Below are 23,366 nucleotides of genomic sequence, written 5' to 3'. Positions count from 1 at the left end.
CCGGGGGTTCAGAGTCGGGCAAACGTGGTATCGGAATCGCCCCTGTCGCAGGTCGTCAGGATTTATCCTTTTGCATCAGTCGATTATCTTGATGCTTCCAGACCCGTAACAAATAAACTAACAGAAAATAACAACAGGCTGGGCAAGAAGCTGCCGGATGTCGCCCCGGAAGCCCCGCCGCAACCCCGCGAATCTGCAAAGAAATCCGGATCGTGTGCAGCTTTTGCTTTCATGTGCCGCGTTTGTGAGTATCATGCCGAAAACGCCACACATATAAGGCAGAGCAGGGACATGAAGCCCGAGAGCAAGACCGAGCTCCCCCCCTATTTCAACATCGATCCCGACGCCGCGCTGACCAGCCTCGGACAGCCTTTCGAGACCGCCGGCTTTGCCGCCATCTCGCAGGCCTGCGCCGCCGGGCGCAACGACCTCGCCGGGCGCGGGCTGGAGGAGCACGGCGGGCGCAGCCTGCGACTGTTCTCGACCTGGGAGATCACCCGCTATCTCATCCCCGTCGCCATGGGCCATTTCCGCCGGGTGCTGAAGCAGAACCCCGAGCTGCCGCAGGGCCGCTCGGAGACCGAGGGCGGCGCCAAGTGGTTCACCTTCGAGGAGGTGCTGCGGCTGCGCGCGCATTTCGCCGCCGGCGGCTCGAAGACCAAGAACTACCTGCCCTGGCGCCCCGAGGGTCTGCCCGCCAAGATGGTCGCAGTGGCGAACTTCAAGGGCGGCGTCGGCAAGACCTCGACCTGCGCGCATCTGGCGATGTCGGCGGCGCTCGACGGCTACAGGGTGCTGGTCATCGACCTCGACAGCCAGGGCTCGATGACCTCGATCTTCGGCGGCAAGGTCGAGGACGAATGGCAGACGGTCTTCCCGCTGCTGGCGCGCCACTACGGCCGCCACCTGCGCAGCGAGAACCAGCGCCGGCTCGACCGCGGCGAGGCGCCGGTGCCGCTCGACGAGACGCTGACCGAGGCGCTCGAGGTGCGCGCGCCGGATCTCGTGCAGAAGACCCATTGGCCGAACATCGACCTCATCGGCGCGCAGCTCAACCTCTACTGGGCCGAGTTCCAGATCCCGGTCTGGCGCATGCAGGCGCGCGGCTGGAAGCTCTGGGACGCGCTGACCGAGAGCCTCGAGGAGGACGGTCTGCTCGACCAGTACGACGTGATCTTCCTCGATACCCCCCCTGCCCTCGGCTACCTGACGATCAACGGGCTCGCCGCCGCCGACATCCTGCTGGTGCCGCTCGGCGCGTCCTTCCTCGAGTTCGACTCCACCGGCCGCTTCTTCGACATGCTGCATTCGACCTTCTCCTCGATCGAGGAGGCCGAGAACATGGCGGCGCGGGCGCTGGGGCGCGACGGGCTGAACTTCCAATGGGACGCGGTGCGCGCGGTGATCACCCGCTACGACGGCACCCAGCAGGCCGAGCTGGCGGCGCTGATGCAGGCCTATCTCGGCCCGGTGCTCTCGCCGCACCGGCAGGATTTCACCGCGCTCATCGGCCAGGCCGGCGAGCAGGTGCGCGGCATCTACGAGGCCGATTACCGCGACTTCAACCGCGAGACCTACGCCCGCGGCCGCGAGACCTTCGACGCCACCTACGCGGCTCTGAAGCAGCTGCTGCTGGGCAGCTGGCGGCGCGACGAACAGGCCCTGAGGGCGGCCGAATGAGACTCTGTTTCGCAGCGAAACATTTTTCCGCGCGGCGGGGTCACCCCGTCTTAACCATGTTCGGGTCGGCTCTGTGCCGGACCCTTTCCTGACAGGAGCAGACGGATGGCCAAGCGCAAGAGACTGAGCCCGCTCGGACCCGAGGGCGGTCTTGGCGGAACGGGCGAGACGGGCGGCGAGACCGCCGCGGCGCCCGAGACCAAGTCGATGTTCTCGGCGCCGCCGCGGCGGGCCGCGCCGATCGCCGATGTCGCCGCCGGGGCCGCCGCCAGCGCCGCGCTCGAGGAGCTCTCGGAGCGCTGGGAGAGCGCCCGGCGCGAGGGCAAGCTGGTGCTGGAGCTGCCGCTCGGGCAGATCGAGATGAACCACCTGGTGCGCGACCGCCTGGCCGAGGACCCCGAAGAGGCAGAAGCCCTGCGCGAGAGCCTGCGGGCGCGCGGCCAGCAGACCCCGATCGAGGTGGTGTCCCTGCCCGGCCGCGCCGCCTACGGGCTGCTCTCGGGCTGGCGCCGCTGCCGGGCGCTGGCGGCGCTGCACGCCGAGACCGGCGAGCCGCGCTTCGGCACGGTGCAGGCGCTGCTGCGCCGCCCCGAGGACGGCCATGCCGCCTATGTGGCGATGATCGAGGAGAACGAGATCCGCGCCAACCTCAGCCATTACGAGCGCGCCCGCATCGTGGTGAAGGCCGCCGAGCGCGGCGTCTTCGCCTCCGAGAAGGAGGCGCTGGCGGTGCTCTTTGCCGCCGTGCCGCGGGCGCGGCGCTCGAAGATCGGCTCGTTCATCGGCATCGTGAAGAGCCTCGACCGGGCGCTGCGCTTCCCCGAGGCGCTGAGCGAGCGCGCCGGGCTCGACCTGGCGCAGCAGCTGCGCGAGCGCCCGCGCCTGGCGCAGGAGATCGCGCAGGCGCTGAAGGCCGCGCCGCCCGCCGATGCCGGGGCCGAACGCGCCCTGCTGACGCGCTGCATGAGCGCCGCCCCTGCCCCGGAGAAAGAGGCTCAAACCCCGGTGTCAGAGCCGAAATCCCCCGCCGAGATCCTGGCCCGCTGGCCGGGTCTGACGCTGCGCCGCCGCGGCGCGCGGCTCGAACTAGACGGGCCCGCGGCCGATGCCGATCTGGGCGCCGATCTGGCCGCCTGGCTGGCGGCGCGGATGGGGGGGTGAGGTCCATGCTCGGCATGCTTTGCGAAAATGTTTCGCTGCGAAACATTTTCGCAGGCGGCGGTGCTTTGGCGCGCGAGGATCGGACGCAGGCAGCGCGGCCCCGCATGCTTGCGCCGAGGCGTTCCGCCGCCTAAGCCCTACCAACGGTTTCAAGGAGACGATTTTTGCTGCTCGCCCGGGTTTATCGCATCTTCCTGCGCTACGCGGAGATGAACATCGAGCTGGATCGTCCAGGCGCGAAGCTGCGCGACGAGACCGGCGCGTCTTACGGTGAGATCACCCGCATCGCCCTGCGCCGCCACCGCATCCACGTGGAAGGCTGGGCCGAGGCGGCGCGCATCGGCCTCGCGGTGAACAGCACCCGCGCCTGGGTGGTGCCCGATCTGGTGCAGGCGGGCAGCGCGCGGCGCGGATTTGCGCTCGATATCCCCTGCGAGACCGGTCCGATCACGCTGGTCGCCGAGCGCGGCGAGGGGCAGGAGCCGCTGCGCCAGACTCTGCCCGGCTTCTCGCGCGAGGCGCTTCTGCGCGCGCGGGCGCCGATGGCGCTGCGCTTTGTCACCACGCTGGCGCAGCTGGCCCCGGTCATCCACCGCTGGAAGCGTCAGGGCGATCTGGGCGCGCGCGAGGTGGTGAAGGAGCGGCTGGGGCTGGTGCCGCGCTCGGATGCGGCAGAGATGCTGCCTGCGCTGCTGCCCGAGACGCCCCCGGCCGCCGCGCCCGAGCGTGCCGCGACGCTGATCCTGCCGGTCTACAACGCCTTCCATCTGCTGCCCGAGGCGCTGGAGCGCATCGCCCGGCACTCCGGCAGCGCCTGGCGGCTGCTGCTGATCGACGACGCCTCGCCCGACCCGCAGGTCCGTCCCTTCCTGCGCGACTGGGCTGCCGCGCGGCCGCAGGTCACCCTGCTGGAGAACAATGAGAACCTGGGCTTCATCGGCACCGTCAACCGCGGTTTTGCCGAGGTGCTGAAGCGCTGGCCCGAGGACCCGGTGGTGCTGGTCAATTCCGACGCCATGGTGCCGCCGGGCTGGCTGCCGCGGCTGTTGGCGCCGCTCGCCGATCCCGAGGTCGCCTCGGTGACGCCGATGTCCAACGACGCCGAGATCTTCACCGTGCCGGTGATCTGCCAGCGGGGCGATCTGGCTCCCGGCGATGTCGACGCGCTCGACGCGGTGGCGGCGGGCTTCGATCCAAAGGCCGGGCTGGCCGAGGCGCCCACCGGCGTCGGCTTCTGCATGGCGCTGGCCCCCGCGTTTCTCGCCCGCATCCCGCAGTTCGACCCGATTTTCGGCCGCGGCTATGGCGAAGAGAATGACTGGTGCCGCAAGGCGGTGGCGATGGGCGGTCGGCACCTCTGCGCACCGAACCTCTTTGTCGAACACCGCGGTGGGCAATCCTTCGGCAGTGCCGACAAGCAGCGCCTGCTCGAGCGCAACCTGCGGGTGCTTTCGGGACGCTATCCGGGCTATGACGCCGAGGTGCAGGAGTTCATCCGCCGCGACCCGCTCAACACGCCGCGCTTGGCGCTGGGGTTGGTGCTGGCGGCGCGGCGGCAGCAGGGCGCGGTGCCGGTCTATCTCGCCCATGCCCTGGGGGGCGGCGCGGAAAGCTACCTGCAGGACCGGATCGCCGCCGAGACCAGGGCGGGCCAGTCGGCGCTGGTGCTGCGGGTCGGGCAGGGGCATCGCTGGAAGCTCGAGCTTTATGGCCCCACCGGCCTGACCCAGGGGCTGACCAACGATTGGGATCTGGTCGAAAAGCTGGTGGCGCTGCTGCCCGAGCGGCGCATCGTCTATTCCTGCGGCGTGCATGAGCGCGATGCCTCGGAATTGCCGGAGCGTCTGCTGGCGCTGGCGGCGCGGACGGACGGGCAGGGCGCGCATCCGGTCGAGATCCTGATGCATGATTTCTTCCCCGTCAGCCCCTCCTACACGCTGCTCGGCGCCGATGGCGTCTACCGCGGCGTGCCGGTGGCGGGCGGCGCGCTGGAGGAGGATCCGGCGCATGTCTACGAACGCCCCGGCGGCGTCATGGCCTCGCTGCGCGACTGGCAGGCGGCCTGGGGCCGGGTGATGGATGCCGCCGAGCGCGTGGTGGTGTTCTCCGGCTCCAGCCGCGATATCGTGGCGCAGGCCTACCCGCAGGCCGCCCCCCGCATCGAGGTGCGCCCGCACCAGTTGCCCGCCACGCCGCCCCGCATCGCGCCGGGTCGGGGCGAGGGCGGCGTGCCGGTGATCGGGGTGCTGGGCAATATCGGCGTGCAGAAGGGCGCGGCGCTGCTGCAGGGGCTGAGCCGCGAGCTGGCCCGCTCGGGCGCCGCCCGGCTGGTGGTGCTGGGCCACATCGACCCAAGCTACAAACTCGCCTCCCCGAGCCTCGTGCATGGCAGCTACGAGCTGCGCGACCTGCCGGGTCTGGTGGCGCGCTACGGCATCTCGAGCTGGTTCATGCCCTCGATCTGGCCCGAGACCTTTTCCTTCACCACCCATGAGATGCTGGCCACCGGCCTGCCGGTGGTGAGCTTCGATCTCGGCGCCCAGGGGGAGGCGGTGGCGCGGGCGCTGGCGCAGGGCGCGCCCGGCGCGCTCTTGCGGGTGCCGCAGGGGCCGCGTATGGATCCCGCCGATCTGCTGGCGGCGCTGCAGCGTCGGGGGGAGGCGCGCGGATCGGAATGGAGCAGCAAGGGGATCACGTCGTGAAGAGCTTCCTGAAAAAGCGGATCAGCAAGATCAACGTACCGGCCACCCCCCTGGAGCTCCTGTCGCGCCCAGGCGGGCACGAGCGCCGGCTGCGTGAGATCTATGGCGACGAGGCGGCTTATCGCGGAATCGGGCCGGTGTTTGACAAACCTCTGGTGATCGTCGGTTTTACCAACCGCTCGGGCTCGAACCTGCTGGTGGATTACGTCCGTCAGGCGGGCCGGGCGAATGGCGGCGGTGAATACCTCAATCACGATGTGCTTGAGGCCAAGCAGGAGGAGCATGGGTTCAAGTGCTTTCCCGACTACCTGCGCCATCTCCAGAAGACCCAGTGCAAGCCGGGGCAGAGTCTGATGCTCAAGGCGTCCTGGGACCAGCTGGCGATGCTGGTGCGGCTCAACGTGCCGGCGATGTTTCCCGCGGTGACGGTGCTGCACACCCATCGCAACGATCTACTGGCGCAGGCAGTGTCTTATTCCATCGCGCTGCAGACCGGGCGATGGACCAGCCTGCAGGACAAGTCCGAGGTTGAACCAGACTTCGAGTTCGACAAGATCCTGAGCGCGATCGAGAGCTTCCAGAAAGCGAACCTGCTGATCGACTTGATCTGCCGCACGCATGGTTTTTTGCGGTTCCAGATCAGCTACGAGATCGAGACGCGCAGCCCCGAGGCGGTCGGTCGGATGCTGCGGCGGGCCGGGTTGGCGCAGCCGGATTGGCAACCGGGTCCGCCGAAGTTGAAGAAGCAGCGTGATGCGCGCAACGCCGCCTTCGAGACTCGCTTCCTCGAGCAGTTCCGCGGGGTCTGCGGCAGCGCCTAGCTATGAAGTATCGAAAGGTTGTTCGCCCGTTGCGGGGTTAGGCTGAAATCGTCACACTCCAGCCCGTAACACGTAAGGATGAACAACCCGTATCAGGATGCCCGCCTCACCGTCTATGGTCGAGAACAGGTCGTGGCTCGTGTAGCCGCGGTCAAGGCGCTGCCGAGGAGGTACAGGCCTTTGGCGTGTCCGTCCGCACGGTGCGCAACGCCGACCTGCCGCGCTGGCTTGACCATTCAACACCTCAGGGCGCTCAGGGCGCTACCTCCGCTCTTGGCGATGAACAACCTTATGAGGAACCACACCTAGCGGTTCAGGATCTCGGCGTGGTAGCGCCAGAGCAGCAGTAGCCCGAGGGTCAGGCTGATCAGGGCGATGCTGAGCACGTAGACAGGTGAGGCGTAATTGGCGTCATAAGTTGGGTAGAACCCCTTGCGCATGATGCCGATGACATGCACCAGCGGGTTGTACCACAGGTAGCCTTGGTAGAGATGGGGAATGGTCTCAAAGAGGTAGAAGATGCCAGAGACCAGGAACAGTGGCCTGGTCACGATACCCCAGGCCTGTTGCGCCATCGGAAAGCGCGTGAAGACATAACAGGTCAGCGTACCGAGCCCGAGCCCGAGCAAGGCTGCCAGAGCGAAGGATTGGAAGATGTGCAGGAAATCCAGCGTCACCCGGGTATCGTAGAGCAACATAATGCCGCCGAAGATGATGTAGCTGACCAACAGCTTGGTCATCACCCCGAGGATGAAGCGCCCGGCGATGGCATCGAGGAAGGTCACCGTAGGATAGGCCAGCAGCGGCTTTGAAAAGTTCAGCGAACTGGCGATCTTTCCCTGTAGCTCGGTATACATGACAAAGGGCAGCATGCCGGTGGCATAGAACATCGGGAAGTTCACCCCCAGCGCCGGGCTGCGCAGGAAGGCCGAGAAGGCCAGCGACAGCATCACGATACCGCCGATCGGCTCGAGGATGGCCCAGATGTAGCCGCCCGGCGAGCGACCGTAGCTGGTCGCCATCTCGCGCAGGATCAGCGCCGCGACCGAGCGCGGGCCGGGAAACGAGCGCCGACCCGAGACGGTCTCCGGAGCGGGCATCTGGGGCGGCGGTGCAAAACCTTCGGTGCTCATGCAGGGGCCTTTGGGAAACTGGTATCTTGTGCGTTGGAGGTGTATTAGCATCGCCATGAGGTAAATGACATTCCCATGGGGCTCGTTTGACACAACCCGCCAAGGACAAGGCCGCGCAACCGCAGCCGCAGCAGGGGGGACAAGCTCCTGCACAGCCGACTTCAGCCAAGTCCAGCCCCGCCGAGCAGAAAGCCGTGCCGCGCCCCTCGGTGGTGCCCGCGCCCGAGAAGGCTCCGGGGCTGAAACCGGCGGCGGGACAGCCTGCAGCCACCTCGCGCCCGCCCGCAGGCGCGGCGAAGCCGCGGCGCCGGCACAAGCTGATCCTGCTGAGCTTTCTGGGCTGCGTCGTGCTGCCGGGCATTCTCACCGCGCTCTATCTATGGCTGGTGGCGGCGGATCAATACGCCTCGAAGGTCGGCTTCACCGTGCGCCAGGAGGATGCCGCCTCGGCGATAGACCTTTTGGGCGGCCTGTCGAATCTATCGAGTTCGAGCTCCTCGGACACCGACATCCTCTACGAGTTCATCCAGAGCCAGAAGCTGGTCGCCGATATCGACCGCAAGATCGACCTGCACGCGATCTGGACCCCGGACGACTGGGATCCGGTCTTCCGCCTGGCCGATGACGCCCCGATCGAGCAACTGCTGGCCTATTGGGAGAAGATGGTGCGCATCTCCTACAGCTCGGGGCTGATCGAGGTCGAGGTGCGCGCCTTCCGCCCCGAGGATGCGACGCTGATCGCCCAGACCCTGCTCGACGAGAGCTCGGACGTGATCAACGAGCTCAGCGCCGTCGCCCGCGCCGATGCGATCAGCTATTCGCGCGACGAGTTGGATGAGGCGGTGGAGCGGCTCAAGGAGGCACGCGAGACCGTCACCCGCTTCCGCAACGAGACCCAGATCATCGACCCGCAGATCGACCTGCAGAGCCAGGCCGGGCTGCTGAGCAACCTGCAGGCCCAGGAAGCCGAGCAGATCATCGAGCTCGACCTGCTGCGCGAGACCTCGCAGCAGAGCGACCCGCGCGTCGCCCAGGCCGAGCGCCGGCTCGAGGTGATCCGCGCGCGCATCTCCGCCGAGCGCCAGAAGCTCGGCTTCGAGGGCACGGGGCAGGGGGGCAAGGTCTTCGCCGACCTGGTGGGCGATTACGAGCGGCTCTCGGTCGACCGCGAGTTCGCCGAACGCGCCTATCTCTCGGCGCTCGCCGCCTATGACAGCGCGCTCGCCGATGCCAAGCGCAAGAGCCGCTACCTGGCCGCCTACATGCAGCCGACCAGCGCCGAGACCGCGGAATACCCGCAGCGCATCACCCTGCTGATGGTGGTCACGCTGTTCCTCTTCCTGCTCTGGTCGACCGCGGTGCTGGTGGCCTATTCGGTCAAGGACCGCCGCTGAGGGCGCGCCGGGAGATGATCCGCTTCGAGAACGTCAGCAAGACCTTCGTCATGGAAGGCAAGCGCAAGACCATCATGGAGAATGTCTCCATGACCTTCCCCAGCGGTCGCTCGGTGGGGCTCTTGGGACGCAATGGCGCGGGCAAGTCGACGCTGCTGAAGATGATCGCCGGCACCGAGCCGGTGACCTCGGGCAAGATCAGCTCCTCGGGCTCGATCTCCTGGCCGGTGGGCTTTGCCGGCTCCTTCCACAGCGAGCTCAGCGGCGCGCAGAACTGCCGCTTTATCGGGAGAATCTACGGCGTCGACACCGACGAACTGATTGCCTTCGTCGAGGATTTCGCCGGGCTCGGCGTGCATTTCCACCTGCCGCTGAAGACTTATTCCTCGGGGATGAAGTCGCGCCTCGCCTTCGGTGCCTCGATGGGCATCGCCTTTGACACCTACCTCGTGGACGAGATCACCGCGGTGGGCGACGCTTCCTTCAAGGCGCGCAGCGACGCGCTCTTCAAGCAACGCATGCGCCACGCCGGATCGGTGGTGGTGAGCCATTCGATGGGGCAGATCCGCCAGCTTTGCGACGCGGTGGTGGTGCTGGAAGACGGTCATCTGACCTTTTACGACGATGTCAATCAGGGCATCCGCGATCATGAGGACAACATGAAGCGCCGCGGCTGAGGCGTCGCTGATGACTATTGAGAAAATCCTTTGCTAGAGACTATTCCGCCGCTCAAACGCGTCCCAGCGCTGCCGCGAGATAGAGGCTGGCGGTGGTCAGCCGGGTTTGCCGGTGCAGCCCCAGCCGGCGGAAGGCCAGCGGCCGGGCAAGGCCGGGGCGCGGCGGCGCGGCGCAGAGTTCGGCGACCAGCGCGCGGTTCTCCGGGGTGAGCAGCCCGCCCACCTTGTCGAGCGCCGCGAGGTTGGCGGCGATCCAGCCGGCGTAGGTCCGGCCCAGCACCTGCTTCGCCCGCGCCAGCCGCGGCGCCAGCCCGCGGTGCGCGCCCATGGCGTTCTGCCGGTGCTGGCGGTAGTCCAGCACCCGCGCGCGGTCGATCACCACCTCGCCGCCGGCGCCGCTGACCAGCTGGTAGAGCCACCAGTCATGGTAGGGGATGCCCGCGGGCACCCCGGCGCGGCGCACCAGCTCCAGCGCCCCGGCGCTGAGCACGGCGCTGTGGCCGCTGACCACGTTCTGCGTCAGCGCGTTGCGAAAGCAGGGTCTGCCGCGGGGGATGCGCGAGCGGCCGATGCGGCGCAGCGCGCCGTCGGTGTGGAAGCTCTGCGCGCCGTAGAGCGTGACCGGCCCGGCCTGTCTGAGCGCGCCGAGCGCCAGCGTCAGCTTTCCGGGCAGCCAGACGTCATCCTGGTCCGACAGCGCCACCGGCCCGGCGGGCAGCTCGGGATGGCACAGCAGCGACAGGAAGTTCGCCGCATGGCCGCGCTGCGGCCCCGCGACGATGCGCACCTCGCGGCGCGGGGCTTCGGCGGCGCGGAAGCTTTCCAGAATCTCCAGCGTGGCATCGCTCGAGCCGTCGTCGCTGGCCCAGAGATCCCAGGCGTCATGGGTCTGCGCCAAGTACGACTCGAGCTGTTCCTGCAGATGCGTCGCACCGTTCCACGTGGCCAGCAGGATGGTGATCCGGGTCTGCCCCGAAGGGGGCGGGGGGGGGCGCATTGTCGGTCTCTCTGCCGGGGCTCTTGCCCTAGGTCATGCCGGAGCGCGGCGGGGGGCGCAACCGCGCGCGGCAGTTCTCGACAATGCCAGACATTTTGCGCGGATTTCAGGGCACGGCGTTAACCACGTGGCGAGGGTGGCGGAGGCATAGCTGGAGACACGCCGGGCAGGACGCAGGACGCGAGATGGGACAGCTCAGCCATGTGACGACGCAGTTTTCCGGGCCCGATCTGGACCCTGCGGGCGCGGCGCAGATGATGGGGCTATCGGCGCTGCTGGCCTGGCCTGCGGAGGGCGGTCTGCGGCTCTACAGCGCCGGGGCCGGGCTGCTGGGCTGGAGCGCGGAGCTGGGGATCACTGCGGTCCAGAGCTATGCAGGCTCTACTTCCGGGCTCTCCGCGCCGCGCCAGCTGCTGGTCGCCGAGATTGGCGGCGCGGAGTTTTTGCTGGTTCCGGGCGGTGCCGGCGCGGGGATCGAGGGCTGGCGGATCGGTGCGGACAGCGCGCTCACGGAGCGGGTCTCGCTGCGTTACGGCGATAGCGCGGCGCGGGCGTTGGCGGATCTGGCGGTGCTGAGCGGGCAGGGTGGCGGCGCGGATCTTCTGGTCAGCGCGGCGCGGCAGGGCGCCGGGATCGAGGTCTGGCAGACCGGCTCCGAGGGTGTGCTGCGTGCTGTGGCTTCGGCTGGGGACGTCGGGGCGGTTTCGGCGCTGGTGGCGACGGAGTTTGGCGCACAGAGCCGGGTTTTGGCGCTCTCACCCGAGGAAAACAGTCTCTACTCCTGGAGAATTTTGCCCTCCGGCGCGCTGAGTGATCTGCGTCAGCTTCGAGTGTACGACGGGCTTTTTCTCGACACGCCGACCCGGCTCGAACTGGTGACGCTGGCCGGGCAGAGCTACGCGCTGATCGGCTCGGGCTCGGGGCATTTGGCGGTGGTGGCGCTGGCGGCTGATGGCGGCATGTGGGTGACTGATCTTGTTGGCGACGATCTGGACATGCGCTTCGCCGGAGTCACCGCGCTGGCCAGCCTCGTGGTCGATGGGCAGCTCTATCTGGTGGCGGGCGGCAGCGACGACGGGGTCAGCCTGCTGACCCTGCTGCCCGGCGGGCGGCTGCTGCACCTTGCAACGCTGGCCGATGACGCGGGCATGGCGCTGAGCGACCCCGTCGCTCTGGCGCTGGCACGCAGCGGCAGCGGAGCGGGCACCGCGCTCGAGATCTACGTCGCCGGCGGCTGGCCCGAGGGGGCGCCCGGTGCCGGGGGCGGGATCAGCCTGCTGCGCGCGGAGCTGGGGCAGATCGGCGCGCGGCAGCAGCTCGGCTCCGGGGCGGACAACTGGCAGGGCGGCGCTGGCAATGACCAGGTCGCGGGCGGGGCAGGCGACGACACTCTGCGCGGCGGCGCGGGCGACGACGTGCTGATCGACGGGCCGGGCGCGGACCGGCTGAGCGGCGGCGCCGGGGCAGATGTCTTCGTGATTGGCGGCGACGGGGAGCTCGACCGGATTCTCGACTTCGAGCCGGGGGTGGACCGGCTCGATCTGTCGGGCATGGGGCGGTTCTACACGGTGGCGGCGCTCGATATCACTCCCAGCGCGAACGGCGCGCAGATCAGGATCGGTGCGGAGGTGCTGCAGGTGACCAACGCTGCGGGCAGCCCGCTCTCGGCGGCGGATTTCGATATCGGGGAACTGTACGACCTGTGGCATCTGGACACCAGCCCGATCTCCGAACCGCAGCCGGTGGAGGAGGTCCCGGAAGAGGAAGAAGAGCCCGGATCAGTGCCTGAACCGCCGGAGGAGACACCGGAAGAGGCGCCTGGAGAAACGCCTGGAGAAACGCCGACTGCCGCCGGCAGCCTGCTGATCGGCGGGCCGGGGGACGATGTGCTGAGCGGCGCGGTGAGCGATCCGGGCTTCGATCCGGTCGCGGGATCGGTCTACCGGCTCTACCGCGCCACGCTGGACCGCGCGCCCGATGCTGCGGGCCTGTGGAACTGGAGCGCGCGGCTGCTCTCGGGCGAGCGCGACCTCGTCTCGGTGGCGGCGGGCTTCACCGGCGCGCCGGAGTTCCGCCAAGCCTACGGCGCCCCCGATGACGCCGGTTTCGTGACGCTGCTCTATCGCAACGTGCTGGACCGGGAGCCCGAGCCGCAGGGGCTGTCCAACTGGACCGCGCGGCTCGAGACGGGGATGAGCCGCGAGCAGGTGGTCCTGGGGTTTTCCGAAAGCGCCGAGTTCATCGCCGCCAGCGCCGCCGGGGCGGCCGGGCACAGCCGCGAGGCGCTGCAGCAGGGCTGGGCGGACGATGTCTTCCGGCTCTACCAGGCGGTTCTGGACCGCGCCCCCGACCTGCCGGGCCTGCTGAACTGGAGCGCCCGGCTGGCGCAGGGACGGCCGTTTCCCGAGGTGGTCGAGGGGTTCACCGCCAGCGCCGAGTTCCGCCAGAGCTACGGCACGCTCGACGCGGCGGGCTTCGTCGCGCAGCTCTACCGCAACGTGCTGGGCCGCGAGGGCGACGCGTCGGGGCAGGCCAACTGGACCGCGCGGCTTGAGGCGGGGATGAGCCAGGCCGAGGTGGTGCGCGGCTTTTCCCAAAGCACCGAGTTCACCGCCCGCAGCGCCCCGGACCTGCTGGCCTTCATGCGCGGGGCCGGCGAGGACGACCTGCTCGACGGTGGCGGTGGCACCAACCTGCTGGTCGGCGGCATGCTTTCAGACATTTTCGTCTTCCGTGCCGCGGCGCGGGGCCAGCACGAGGTGGCCGACCTCGAACGCTGGGACTGGCTGCGCTTCGAGGGCTTCGGCTACGCATCCGCCGCCGAGATCCGCGCGCAGATGGTGCAGGTCGGGCACGGGGTGCTGTTTTCCGACCAGGGCAGCAGCGTCTTCCTGCACGGGATCACGCAATCTGCTATTCATGACGACATGCTGCTGTTCTAGCGTCCGGCCCCGCGGGGCCGGGGCCTCGGGGAGGGAGGCGCTGGAAGGGCCGGGAAAGACCAGAAAGACCCAGAAATAAAAGTTTTTCGTAATTTCCGAGGAGAGGCAAAAGGCACATGTCGAGCCAGACCCCTACCGTTTTCGAACAGCAGATGCTGGAGTATATCAACCGCGCGCGTCTCGATCCCTCGGGCGAGTTCGACGCGCTGATCGCGAATGCCGATACCGGCACCGGGGTGCAGTCCAACATCACCTCGGCGCTGAGCTACTTCGGGGTCAATCTCGATCTCTTCCGCGCGCAGCTCGCCGCCTATGACGCGGTGGCGCCGCTGGCCTGGAACAGCGCCCTGGCCGAGGCCGCCGAGGGTCATTCGCAGCTGATGATCGACACGCAGACCCAAGAGCACCAGATCGGCGACGAGCCGGTGCTGCGCGACCGGGTGGTGGCGGCGGGCTACGCGGGCTGGTCGCGGCTGCGCGAGAACATCTTCGCCTATGCCGACGATCCGCTGCATGGCCATGCCAGCTTCTACGTCGACTGGGGCGCCGGTCCCGGCGGCATGCAGGATCCGGCCGGGCACCGGGAGTCGATCCTCGCCGCGTCGGTGACCGAGATCGGCATCGGCGCGCTGGCCTCTTCCGGCGGCAAGGTCGGCCCCTATGTGGTGACCCAGGATTTCGGCAACCGCGCGGCCTATCAGGCGCAGCTTCTGGGCGTGGTGATCGACGATGCCGACGGCGATGATTTCTACGACATGGGCGAGGGGCTGGGCGGGATCACCGTGACCGCCACCGGCGCAGCCGGCACCTATGTCACCACCAGCTGGGCCGCGGGCGGCTACCAGATGGTGCTGCCGGATGGGGTCTACGAGGTCAGCTTCTCGGGCGCGGGGATTTCCGGAGAGTTGAGCTACAGCGTCACCATGGAGGGCGCGAACCTCAAGCTCGACGCCATTGCGGACGAGGCGGTCGCGGGCGATCTCATCTCTTCGGCGACGCTGCTCCAGGGTACGCCGGCGGACGAGCTGCTGCAGGGCCTCGGCGAGATTGACCAGACCCTGATCGGCGGTGGCGGGTTTGACACGCTGCTCGGCGGTGGCGGCGATGACCTGCTCTTCGGCGATCAGGCGTTCGAGGGCCCGGCGGAGGGCGACACGGTCTACCGGCTCTACCTAGCCACGCTGGACCGCGCCCCGAACCTCGAAGGCTACGGCAACTGGTCGGCGCGGCTCGAGAGCGGTGCGAAGACGCTGGAGGAGGTCGCGAGCGGCTTCACCGACAGCGCCGAGTTCCAGAAAACCTACGGTGCGCTCGACAACGAAGGCTTCGTCACCCTGCTCTACAACAATGTGTTGGACCGCGCTCCCGATGCCACCGGACTGGCAAACTGGACCGCGCGGCTCGACAATGGTTCCTGGAGCCGCCCCGAGGTGGTGCTCGGCTTCTCGCAGAGCGCCGAGTTTATCGCCAAGACCGCGATGGATGCGGCGGCCTACGGCATCCATCACGCCTTGTCCGAGGGCGGTGCGGCCTCCTGGGGCGACGATGTCTTCCGGCTCTATCAGGCGACGCTGGACCGCGCCCCGGATGTCACCGGCTTCGACAACTGGAGCGGCCGGCTCGCCGACGGGCGGGCCTATCTCGGGGTGGTCGACGGCTTCGTGCAGAGCGCCGAGTTCCAGAAAACCTACGGCGCGCTCGACAATGGAGCTTTCGTGGACCTGCTCTACAACAACGTGTTGGGCCGCGATGCGGATGCCACCGGGCTCGCCAACTGGACGGCACGCCTGGACGGCGGGATGAGCCGGTCCGAGGTGGTGCAGGGCTTTGCACAGAGCGCCGAGTTCATCGCCGGCACCGAGGCGGATTACGAGGCCTGGATGCGGGGCCAGGGCATCGATGACGTGCTCGATGGCGGCACCGGCGACGACGTGCTGGTCGGCGGGCTGCATGCGGATCTCTTTCTCTTCGCCAGCGGCGGCAGCGCCACGATTGCCGATTTCGAGGCTTGGGACACGCTGCGCCTCGAGGGCTTCGGCTTTGCCGACACCGCCGCGGCGCGGGCGGCCTTCGTGCAGGACGGCGACGACCTGCTGCTGACCGCGGGCGGATCGGACCTGGTGCTGCTGGGCACCGATCTCGACCTGATGACCGGGGTGCGGCTCGAGCTGGCCTGAGGGCCTGAGCCGAAAACAGTCTCTGATCCGGGCGGTCTCGCCCGGATCGACCCTTTCTCTCTAGGCATCTCCAAGCGGCGCCCGGGCCGTTGCGCTTCGCGCGCGCGGCGGCGCAGGATTCGCTTAAGGGCGCTGCGCTTACCCTGCCTGCCATGAGCCTCCGCGAGGGGGCGCCGCGCAGGGAGCCGCCGCATGTCCGATCTGTCCGCCAACCTCTCGCTGCCCTATCTCGCCCCGGCGCAGGCGCAGAAACACGTCACCCACAACGAGGCGCTGCTGCGGCTCGACGCGCTGGTGCAGTTGGCGGTGCAGAGCCGCACGCTTCCCGATCCTCCCGCCGCGCCCGCGCCGGGCGCGCGCTACCTGCTGCCCGCGGGGGCGGGCGGTGCCTGGTCGGGGCAGGCCGGGGCGCTGGCCTTCTGGGACGGCACGGCCTGGCAGTTCCTCGCGCCGGGACCGGGCTGGCGGGCCTTCGTGCTCGACGAGGCGGCGGCGCTGGTCTGGCACGGGGGCGACTGGCAGGAGATGCCGTTGCCGACGCAGGGCCAGATGCTTGAGCTCGGGCTAAATACCGCGCCCGACGCGGTGAACCGGCTGGCGGTGGCCTCGGAGGCGACGCTGCTCAGCCACGCCGGCGCCGGGCACCAGCTGAAGATCAACAAGGCGGCGGCGGGCGACACCGCCAGCCTGCTCTTCCAGACCGGCTGGTCGGGCCGCGCCGAGATGGGCTGCGCCGGGGATGATGATTTCGCGGTGAAGGTCTCGGAGGATGGCGCGGGCTGGCGGACCGGGCTGAGCCTGTCGGCGGCCACGGGGGTGGCGCATCTGCCGCAGGGCGCGCGGGTCGATGGCGCGCTCTCCGGCTCAGGCGTGCTCGGCACGGTCGGCCAGCTTGCGGGGGAGAGTATCGGCGCGCTGCTTGAGCAGGGCTCGGGGGCGGAGGGAGCTTACCTGCGGCTGGCTGATGGTACGCAGCTCTGCTGGCACACGCTGACCAGCAGCGCCGCGGGGGTGGTCAGCTGGAGCTACCCGGCGGCGTTTGCCGCGCCGCCTGTAGTGAGTGGCAGCTGTGCCTCGGGGGCGGCGCAACTGCTCTCGGTGGGGGCGGTTGCGGCGGGCAGTGCCGAGATCTCGGCCTGGGACCTCATCGGCGCGCGGGTCGCCACCGCCTGCGCGGTGCTTGCGGTGGGCCGCTGGGTCTGACGTCGCGGGCTCACCCGGCCCGCCGCGCGTCGAGCTCGGCGAGGATCTCGCGCAGCCGCGCGCCGTAGCGACCGGCGATGGCATCGACCGAGAAATTCTCCCGGATGTGGGAATAGGCCGCCTCGGCCTTGTCCCGGCTGGCCTGCGGGTTGTCGCGGGCGGCGCGCAGTTGGCGCGCCGCCTCGGCGACCGAGGGCTCGGCCCAGAGCGAGCCGTCGCGCACGAAGATGTAGTCGCCCTGCTCGAGCGGCACCTCCTCGTAGCCGACCAGCCAGGCGGTTTCGTCCGAGCAGAAGTCCATGTTGCCGGAATAGGCGGTGCAGATCACCGGCACCTTCAGCGCCATGGCCTCGATCATGCCAAAGCCCCAGCCCTCGGACTTGTGCAGCGAGATGTAGCAATCCGAGCCGGCCTTGAGCTGCAAGAGGTCGCGGTAGCTCAGTGTCTCGTTCATCACCACGATGCGCGGATCGCCGGCGATGATCTCGTCGACGCGGCTCCAGAGCGCCACCTGCACCGGGTCGAAGACCTTGGTGCGGTTCTGCGTCTTCACCACCAGCCGCGCCTCGGGCACACCGGCAAAGGCCTGCTGGAAGGCCTCGAGCACCGCCACCGGGTTCTTGCGCTGCACGAAGGAGAAGCTGTCGAAGGCGACGAGGCAGACGTGGTGGCTGGCGTCGAAGCCGAAGCGCGCCTCGACGAAGGCGCGGGCGGCGGCGCGGGTGATGTCGGGGTGTTCCTCGTAGCACATGCCGACGTTGACCACCGGCTTGCCCTCGGCGCCGGGCTTGTAGATCCGCAGCCCGTAGTCGGTGGAGACCCAGATCTCGTCGAGCAGCGACATGCCGAGGTAGTGGCAATAGGCCGGCATGTCGAGTTCCCAGAAGAAATAGCCGATGTTGTAGGCGCCCGAGAAGACATCGGGCTGGTAGGCATAGGCCAGCGGGATGGATTCCGCGTTCAGATGCAGCAGGTTGATCCGGGCCGGGCCATAATCCTCGACCAGCGTCTCCGAGCTGAAGCCCTCGGGGGCCGGGTTGTCGAGGTCGAAGTCGACGCCGCGCACCTCGAGCCCGGTGGCGCGCAGGATCTCGGCCGAGAGCCGCGTGGCCTGGCCGAGGCCCGAGGCCTTGGCCAGCGGGCCGATCAGCTGCACGTCGACCTCGGGCCGGGCGGGGTCGGGCAGCGGCATGGCGGCGGCCTCGAAACGGTTGCCGTCCCGGTCGAAGGTCAGGAAGGCGCGGCTGCCGAGATCGAAGTACTTGCGGCGCAGCGCCGCGGCGTAGCGGGCGCGGGGCAGGGCGATGGGCCCTGCCGCCTCGTCTTCGCGCAGCGCGGCGAGGAAAAGCTCAAGCTCCGAGGCGCCGCCGTCCTCGCCGGGGGCGAGCAGCGCGTCGATCTGCTCCTGCGGGATGTAGCGCAAGAGATCGGGGCGCTGCGCCGCCTGCAGCAGCAGGATCAGCACCAGGGTCTTGCGCCCCTCGGCGCTGTCGATGTCGAGGAACTTCAGCTTCGGGTTCTCGGCGTAAAAGCGCAGGGCAAACTGGCTCAGCGGGAAGGCGGTCAGCCGCCGCGCGGGCGGCACCTCGCGTAGCGCCTCGATGACCTGCGGCGGCACCAGGCAATCCTCGAAGTAGAGCGTCGCCACGTCCTGATGCACCCACCAGAACAGCACGTCGAGATAGGCGTCGCGGTCGTTGAGGTTGAGCCGCCCTAGCATGTCGGGCCGGCCCATGAGCCGCCACCACATGACGCGGCTGAGGGTGTTGGTCTGCCCGCCCATGGTCTGCGGCGCGTTGAGATAGGCGATCTGCCCGGCCGAGAGCGGGATGCGGTGGTTCTCGCCGCTGCGATAGGCGCTCAGGTACCAATAAAGGTAGTGATCCTGGCACTCGACCCCCGGTTCCACGGGGAAGTGCTCGTTCAGCCGATAGCGGTAACGCACGTAGTCGAGATAGGCGGGCTGGCCGCTCTTCGGGATATCGGGGACCAGCCGATCGGTGGTCAGGAGATTGCCGTGGCGGCTCAGCGCGGGCCGCGGCTCGGGCGCGGAGGACAAGGCCCCGGCGGCGGGGGTCTCATCGAGCAGCGCGCGCATGGCCGCCAGCTCGCGCTTCAACGCGAAGCGGCAGCGGGTTGCCAAGTCGGCCCCGGCGCCCGGCGCGGCGTCCTCGATCTTGAGCTGCAGCCGTCCCAGTTCGATCCCCTCCGGCCCTTCGATGCGCAGGCGCAGCGCGCCGCCGGCCTCGGCGATCTTCTGGTGGTGGATTTCCGACAGGCGGAACTGGAAGCCGCAGGTCGTCTCGCCGCCGGTCACGTCGCGCACGTCTTCGCGCAACTCGTCGGCGACGCGGGCGTCGATCAGGGTGTTGCCGGCATAGAGTCCCACCGGCACCCGGCCCTTCTTGCTGTCCTGGCGGATCACCCAACCGCGCAGCACGCTGTCGTCGGACAGCCCGTCGAGATTGCCGCGGAAGGCGCCATGGTACTGGTGGCCATCGGGCGGCGGCGGTGGCCCCTTCAGCACCCGGCGGGCGGTGCTGCGCAGCTTGGTGATCAGCGGGAATCCGGCGGTGCTCATCGGGCTGTCCTTCCGCGCCGGCTCAGGAGAGTGCGTCGTAGTCGGATTTGGCCATCATCGCGGCAAGCGCGCGGATGTCGGTCTTGGCCTCCCAGCCAAGCGTCTCGCGCGCCTTGGAGGCATCGCCGATCAGCAGCTCGACCTCGGCGGGGCGGTAGAACTTGGGGTTCACCTTCATCACCTGCTTGCCGCTCTTGCGGTCGGTGGCGGTCTCGGCCTCGCCCGTGCCCTCCCAGGCCAGATCCATGCCCAGCTCCTCGGCGGCATAGGTGAAGAAGTCGCGGATCGTCGTGGTCACCCCGGTGGCCAGCACGTAATCGTCGGCCACCTCCTGCTGCAGCATGCGCCACATGCCCTCGACGTAATCGCCGGCAAAGCCCCAGTCGCGCTTGGCGTCCATGTTGCCGAGCTCGACCGGCGCCGCGCCGCCGCGGGCCAGCGCCGCGAGGCCGAGGGTGATCTTGCGGGTGACGAATTCGGCGCCGCGCAGCGGGCTTTCGTGGTTGAACAGGATCCCCGAGCTGGCGTGCAGGCCGAAGCTCTCGCGGTAGTTCTTGGTGATGTAATGGCCGTAGACCTTGGCCACGCCATAGGGCGAGCGCGGGTAGAGCGGCGTGGTCTCGCGCTGCGGCACCTCCTGCACCAGGCCGAACATCTCGGAGGTCGAGGCCTGGTAGAAGCGCGTCTCGGGGCGCAGGCTGCGCAGCGTGTCGAGCACCCGCACCACGCCCATGGCATCGACGTCGGAGGTGTAGATCGGCAGCTCCCAGGAGGCTCCGACAAAGCTCTGCGCCGCGAGGTTGTAGAACTCGTCCATCGCCACCGCCCGGATGGTGCGGAAGACGTTGTTCTGCTCGGTCAGGTCGAATTCGTGCAGCGTGACCTTGTCGGCGATCCCCAGGGTCTCGAGCCGCAAGTTCTCGGCATGGGAGCTGCGCCGCACCCCGCCATGCACCTCGTAGCCCTTCTCGAGCAGGAGCTTCGCGAGATAGGCGCCGTCCTGGCCGGTGATGCCGGTGATGAATGCTGTCTTCATAAGGTCCTGCCTCTGGAAATGCCTTTGTCCGAGCGGTAAGCGCCGCCTTCTTGGTCCCGATCCTACGCGGGATCCCGTGCGGGATGCAGGACAAGTCCTTCGATTTGATAGAGGCCCGGTGGGGGGGGATCAAGCGCACAGGGCCAGCACCGTACCCCGGGGGCAAGGTGCTACATGCAAGACACGGCCTGGGGGTGACCCGCGGAGGGATCAGCCGCGCCGCAGCCGGGACAGCACCGCGTTCAGGCGCTGGCGCAGCGGCCAGCGCGGGGTGACAGCGAGAAGCGTGAGGCCGAGCTGGCGCTCGTCGGGTCCGGCGCCCTCCAGCAGCGGGGTGCCGAAGAGGTCGAAGGCGAGGGTGAGCGCGGTGCTTTCCGCTCCCGACGTGTGGCGCGGCGTCGGCAGCAGCAGGGTGACAGGTGCGGTGCTGGTGAGAACGCGCTGCAGAACCGGCTCGCCGGGGCTGAGCAGGCGCAGCGTGCCGGGGCGCTCCGGGCTGGCGCAAAAGGCCCGCAGGCTCAGGCGCAAGGGCACCGGCTCGGGGAAATGTCCGGCGGAGATCTGCAGCGTGGCGCGCGGGCTGCGGGTCCAAGCCGCGCCTGCGTCCGCGGGGTCTTCGGGATGCCAGCCGCGGCCAAGGCGGATGCCGGTGCTCAGCTCGCGCCCCTCCATGGGCTGCTCGAAACGGCTGTTTGACGGTAGCAGCATGGCGCTTATCCCTCCGGTGTCAGGCTGAGGTCGAAGAGCCCGAGCCCGGCCAGGCCGCGCTCCTGTCCGAGCTCGAGATCCGCCGGGGTGGCTGAGGAGAGCGGCTCGATCAGCAGCACTGCGGGGGCCGCTTGGAGGTCGGCTTCTTGCAACGTGAGCTCAAGCTCTACCGGGGTGCTGCTTTGCCAGCGCGGCTCGGCCAGCAGCCTGCCGTTGCAGGAGACCCGCGCGCCCGAGGGGTGCTCGGGGCTGGCCACCGGGCGCAGGCTGAGCGTGAGGCGCTGCGCCGGGGCGCCGGGCAGGATCGGCAGGAAGAGCGCCAGTTGCGGCGCGTGCGATCCGGCGCCCCAGGCGGCACTGGCGTGGAGGCCCGGGGCGAGCAGGGCGCGCTGCGTCGCGAGGCCGAGGTCGATCTCCTGCGGCAGCAGGCCAAAGCTCCAGTCCTGCGGGTTGGGAAGGATATAGAGCGGGTTGCAAAGCTCGGGGTCGAGCAACTGCGCGAAGCCGAGGCCGAGGTCGGGGGGCAGCTCGAGCACCAGCGGCAGTTCGCCCGCCCCATCGAGTGCGCTTGCCGGCAGGCGCAGCAGCAGGTCGCCGGGCAGGCCGGCGCCGGTGAGCGGCGCGGCATAGAGGCAGGTCTCGCCGCAATGGACGCGCAATTCGGCAGCCCCTCCGTCGGGTCGCGTGCCGTTGAGGCCGAGGTGCAGCAGGAGTGCTTCCTGCCTGGGGCGCAGCGCGCGGTCTCCGCGCAGCCAGAGTTCGGCGCGCGGCGCGGAGGTCCGACGCAGCCCCTCCTCTGGTGCCTGCCAGCCGGCGCCGAAGCGGATCTTCTGGAGGGAGGCCTCGGTCCCAGCCTGGGCGATCTCGCCGGCGAGCAGCGGTGGCAGGGGGTGGTCAGTGAGCTCAGGCGGGGGTGCCTTCGGCGGGCTCTGCAACGCGCGTTGGTATGCTACGGCGGTGGCGCGGGCGTAGCCCTCCCAGGACATGTGCCGTGCGACATGGGTGCGCAGCGCGTCGGCGCGGGGGCCTGCCTCCGGGTCGGCCAGCGTCGCCGCCAGCGCCGCGCGCAGGCTCTCGGGCGCGCCCGGGTCGCAGTAGCGCGCGAGATCGCCGAAATACTCGCGCTCCGAGGAGCGCTCCGAGAGCACCAGCGGCACCCCCGCCGCCGCCGCCTCGAGCGCCGCGAGCGAGGCGCCCTCGGCCCAGCTTGGCAGCACGAAGGCGCGGGCACCTGCCAGAGCCGAGCGCAGCATCTCGCCGCCGGGCTCGAGGCGCCCGGGGCGGATCAGCCGCTCCCCCAGCTCGGCGCGGATCCGCGCGGCATAGCCCGGATCGCCGTCATGGCCGACCAGCACCAGATCGAGCGGTAGATCGCGCAGCGCCCGGGCGAGGCTGAGCTGGTTCTTGCGCGGCTCGACGCGGCCGATGCAGATCACGTAATCGCCGGCTCCCGGTCCATTTTCGGGGGACAGATGCGCCTGCCGGAAGAGCGCCGGATCGCCGCCCCACCAGAGCGCCGCGTCGACCGGGTTGTGGACCAGGCTGGCGCGCTCGGGCGGCACCTCGGCGCCGATCGCCGCCAGCGCCGCGCGCTCGGCCTCGCTGAGGAAGATCACGTGGTCGCAGAGCGCCAGCATCTCGCGCACCATGGCATGATAGCCCGGCGCGATCTCGTGGTGGTGGCCGCGCGTGCGCAGCTGGTGGCGCAGCGCGGCTCGGGTCTGCGGCGGCAGGTCGGGCTGCTGCAGGGGCTCCCAGAGCGGCATCTCGCTGAAATCGAGGTAGATCGGTGAGAACACCACCCGCTTGCCCGCCGCCTTGAGCTGGCGCAGCGCCGCCAGCGCGCTCTCGGGCGGCCAGACGTTGAACAGATGCACCGTCTCCTCGGCGATCTGCGCCGGGCCCTGGTAGAGCGCGGCCCGCGCCGGCTGGCCGATCTGCCGCAGCGCCTCGGCGCTGCGCGGCACCCGCACGCTGGGACCTCCGAGCGTGCGGTCCTCGCCGCCATGCAGCAGCAGCTGCACGGGGGAGGAGGTGGCGGCGGGGGCGGGAGCGGGACCCGGCGGGGAGATGTCGGCCATGGGTGCCTTCGAGCGTGGGGTTTCCAAGGTTGTTGCAGAGAGCGTCTGGGACGGCAAGCGCCTGCCCCGGCGC

At 69.3% G+C, this 23,366-nt stretch carries 15 protein-coding genes; 9 read left to right on the top strand and 6 right to left on the bottom strand.

Features of this window, described 5'->3' with window-relative positions:
- Positions 1-291 precede the first annotated feature (291 nt).
- The 4 genes from IQ782_RS25605 (at position 292) to IQ782_RS25590 (ending at position 6,364) form a co-directional block, all read left to right on the top strand.
- Positions 292-1,680 carry an AAA family ATPase gene (locus tag IQ782_RS25605; protein WP_194137515.1) on the top strand — a complete coding sequence of 463 codons (1,389 nt, stop codon included), beginning with the start codon at positions 292-294 and terminating at the stop codon, positions 1,678-1,680.
- Between the two features lie 105 nt (positions 1,681-1,785).
- Positions 1,786-2,841 (top strand): ParB N-terminal domain-containing protein, encoded by a 1,056-nt coding sequence (locus IQ782_RS25600; RefSeq protein WP_194137514.1) that lies wholly within the window; start codon positions 1,786-1,788, stop codon positions 2,839-2,841.
- 164 nt (positions 2,842-3,005) lie between these two features.
- Positions 3,006-5,543, top strand: coding sequence for a glycosyltransferase family 2 protein (locus IQ782_RS25595; RefSeq protein ID WP_194137513.1), 2,538 nt, complete (start codon positions 3,006-3,008; stop codon positions 5,541-5,543).
- Complete coding sequence (locus IQ782_RS25590; protein WP_194137512.1) at positions 5,540-6,364, top strand: Stf0 family sulfotransferase; 825 nt, start codon at positions 5,540-5,542, stop codon at positions 6,362-6,364. Before IQ782_RS25595 ends, IQ782_RS25590 begins: the two co-directional genes overlap by 4 nt.
- Positions 6,365-6,669: 305 nt before the next feature.
- Here IQ782_RS25590 and IQ782_RS25585 read toward each other — a convergent pair whose 3' ends face one another.
- Positions 6,670-7,497 carry an ABC transporter permease gene (locus IQ782_RS25585; protein ID WP_338092650.1) on the bottom strand — a complete coding sequence of 276 codons (828 nt, stop codon included), beginning with the start codon at positions 7,495-7,497 and terminating at the stop codon, positions 6,670-6,672.
- 86 nt (positions 7,498-7,583) lie between these two features.
- On the opposite strand from IQ782_RS25585, the gene IQ782_RS25580 reads away from it, so the two are divergent.
- Both IQ782_RS25580 and IQ782_RS25575 read left to right on the top strand, forming a co-directional pair.
- Entirely contained in the window at positions 7,584-8,891 is a 1,308-nt protein-coding gene (locus IQ782_RS25580; RefSeq protein WP_240989576.1) for a KpsE/RkpR family capsule polysaccharide export protein, read from the top strand.
- A gap of 14 nt (positions 8,892-8,905) precedes the next feature.
- Positions 8,906-9,568: an ABC transporter ATP-binding protein gene (locus IQ782_RS25575; RefSeq protein WP_194137510.1), complete on the top strand. Its 663-nt coding sequence runs from the start codon at positions 8,906-8,908 to the stop codon at positions 9,566-9,568.
- A gap of 52 nt (positions 9,569-9,620) precedes the next feature.
- Here the strand turns inward: IQ782_RS25575 and IQ782_RS25570 are convergent, their stop codons facing one another.
- Complete coding sequence (locus IQ782_RS25570; RefSeq protein WP_194137509.1) at positions 9,621-10,565, bottom strand: glycosyltransferase; 945 nt, start codon at positions 10,563-10,565, stop codon at positions 9,621-9,623.
- A gap of 185 nt (positions 10,566-10,750) precedes the next feature.
- Here IQ782_RS25570 and IQ782_RS25565 point away from each other — a divergent pair, with 185 nt between their 5' ends.
- From IQ782_RS25565 to IQ782_RS25555, 3 genes are all read left to right on the top strand, one after another.
- Entirely contained in the window at positions 10,751-13,507 is a 2,757-nt protein-coding gene (locus IQ782_RS25565) for a DUF4214 domain-containing protein (protein ID WP_194137508.1), read from the top strand.
- Positions 13,508-13,623: 116 nt separating this feature from the next.
- Positions 13,624-15,684, top strand: coding sequence for a DUF4214 domain-containing protein (locus IQ782_RS25560; RefSeq protein ID WP_194137507.1), 2,061 nt, complete (start codon positions 13,624-13,626; stop codon positions 15,682-15,684).
- Positions 15,685-15,876: 192 nt separating this feature from the next.
- Entirely contained in the window at positions 15,877-16,887 is a 1,011-nt protein-coding gene (locus IQ782_RS25555) for a DUF2793 domain-containing protein (RefSeq protein ID WP_194137506.1), read from the top strand.
- Positions 16,888-16,897: 10 nt separating this feature from the next.
- Here IQ782_RS25555 and IQ782_RS25550 read toward each other — a convergent pair whose 3' ends face one another.
- From IQ782_RS25550 to IQ782_RS25535, 4 genes are all read right to left on the bottom strand, one after another.
- A complete protein-coding gene (locus IQ782_RS25550; protein ID WP_194137505.1) occupies positions 16,898-19,468 on the bottom strand; it encodes a glycosyltransferase in 2,571 nt (856 codons plus the stop codon).
- A gap of 22 nt (positions 19,469-19,490) precedes the next feature.
- Complete coding sequence (gene gmd, locus IQ782_RS25545) at positions 19,491-20,504, bottom strand: GDP-mannose 4,6-dehydratase (RefSeq protein ID WP_194137504.1); 1,014 nt, start codon at positions 20,502-20,504, stop codon at positions 19,491-19,493.
- A gap of 210 nt (positions 20,505-20,714) precedes the next feature.
- A complete protein-coding gene (locus tag IQ782_RS25540) occupies positions 20,715-21,212 on the bottom strand; it encodes a hypothetical protein (RefSeq protein ID WP_194137503.1) in 498 nt (165 codons plus the stop codon).
- A 5-nt stretch (positions 21,213-21,217) separates the two neighbouring features.
- Positions 21,218-23,293 carry a glycosyltransferase gene (locus IQ782_RS25535; RefSeq protein ID WP_194137502.1) on the bottom strand — a complete coding sequence of 692 codons (2,076 nt, stop codon included), beginning with the start codon at positions 23,291-23,293 and terminating at the stop codon, positions 21,218-21,220.
- Between the last annotated feature and the right edge of the window lie 73 nt (positions 23,294-23,366).

This window comes from Salipiger mangrovisoli, assembly GCF_015223355.1.
Taxonomy (GTDB): domain Bacteria; phylum Pseudomonadota; class Alphaproteobacteria; order Rhodobacterales; family Rhodobacteraceae; genus Salipiger; species Salipiger mangrovisoli.
This window is presented reverse-complemented; position numbering and strand designations above follow the sequence as displayed.

What these genes read in the sequence shown, in the direction of transcription:
- IQ782_RS25575 (WP_194137510.1), top strand. Translation starts at nt 8,906, where the DNA reads ATGATCCGCTTCGAGAACGTCAGCAAGACCTTCGTCATGGAAGGCAAG.
- gmd (WP_194137504.1), bottom strand. Translation starts at nt 20,504, where the DNA reads ATGAAGACAGCATTCATCACCGGCATCACCGGCCAGGACGGCGCCTAT.
- IQ782_RS25555 (WP_194137506.1), top strand. Translation starts at nt 15,877, where the DNA reads ATGTCCGATCTGTCCGCCAACCTCTCGCTGCCCTATCTCGCCCCGGCG.
- IQ782_RS25570 (WP_194137509.1), bottom strand. Translation starts at nt 10,565, where the DNA reads ATGCGCCCCCCCCCGCCCCCTTCGGGGCAGACCCGGATCACCATCCTG.
- IQ782_RS25605 (WP_194137515.1), top strand. Translation starts at nt 292, where the DNA reads ATGAAGCCCGAGAGCAAGACCGAGCTCCCCCCCTATTTCAACATCGAT.
- IQ782_RS25565 (WP_194137508.1), top strand. Translation starts at nt 10,751, where the DNA reads ATGGGACAGCTCAGCCATGTGACGACGCAGTTTTCCGGGCCCGATCTG.
- IQ782_RS25585 (WP_338092650.1), bottom strand. Translation starts at nt 7,497, where the DNA reads ATGAGCACCGAAGGTTTTGCACCGCCGCCCCAGATGCCCGCTCCGGAG.
- IQ782_RS25560 (WP_194137507.1), top strand. Translation starts at nt 13,624, where the DNA reads ATGTCGAGCCAGACCCCTACCGTTTTCGAACAGCAGATGCTGGAGTAT.
- IQ782_RS25600 (WP_194137514.1), top strand. Translation starts at nt 1,786, where the DNA reads ATGGCCAAGCGCAAGAGACTGAGCCCGCTCGGACCCGAGGGCGGTCTT.
- IQ782_RS25540 (WP_194137503.1), bottom strand. Translation starts at nt 21,212, where the DNA reads ATGCTGCTACCGTCAAACAGCCGTTTCGAGCAGCCCATGGAGGGGCGC.
- IQ782_RS25535 (WP_194137502.1), bottom strand. Translation starts at nt 23,293, where the DNA reads ATGGCCGACATCTCCCCGCCGGGTCCCGCTCCCGCCCCCGCCGCCACC.
- IQ782_RS25550 (WP_194137505.1), bottom strand. Translation starts at nt 19,468, where the DNA reads ATGAGCACCGCCGGATTCCCGCTGATCACCAAGCTGCGCAGCACCGCC.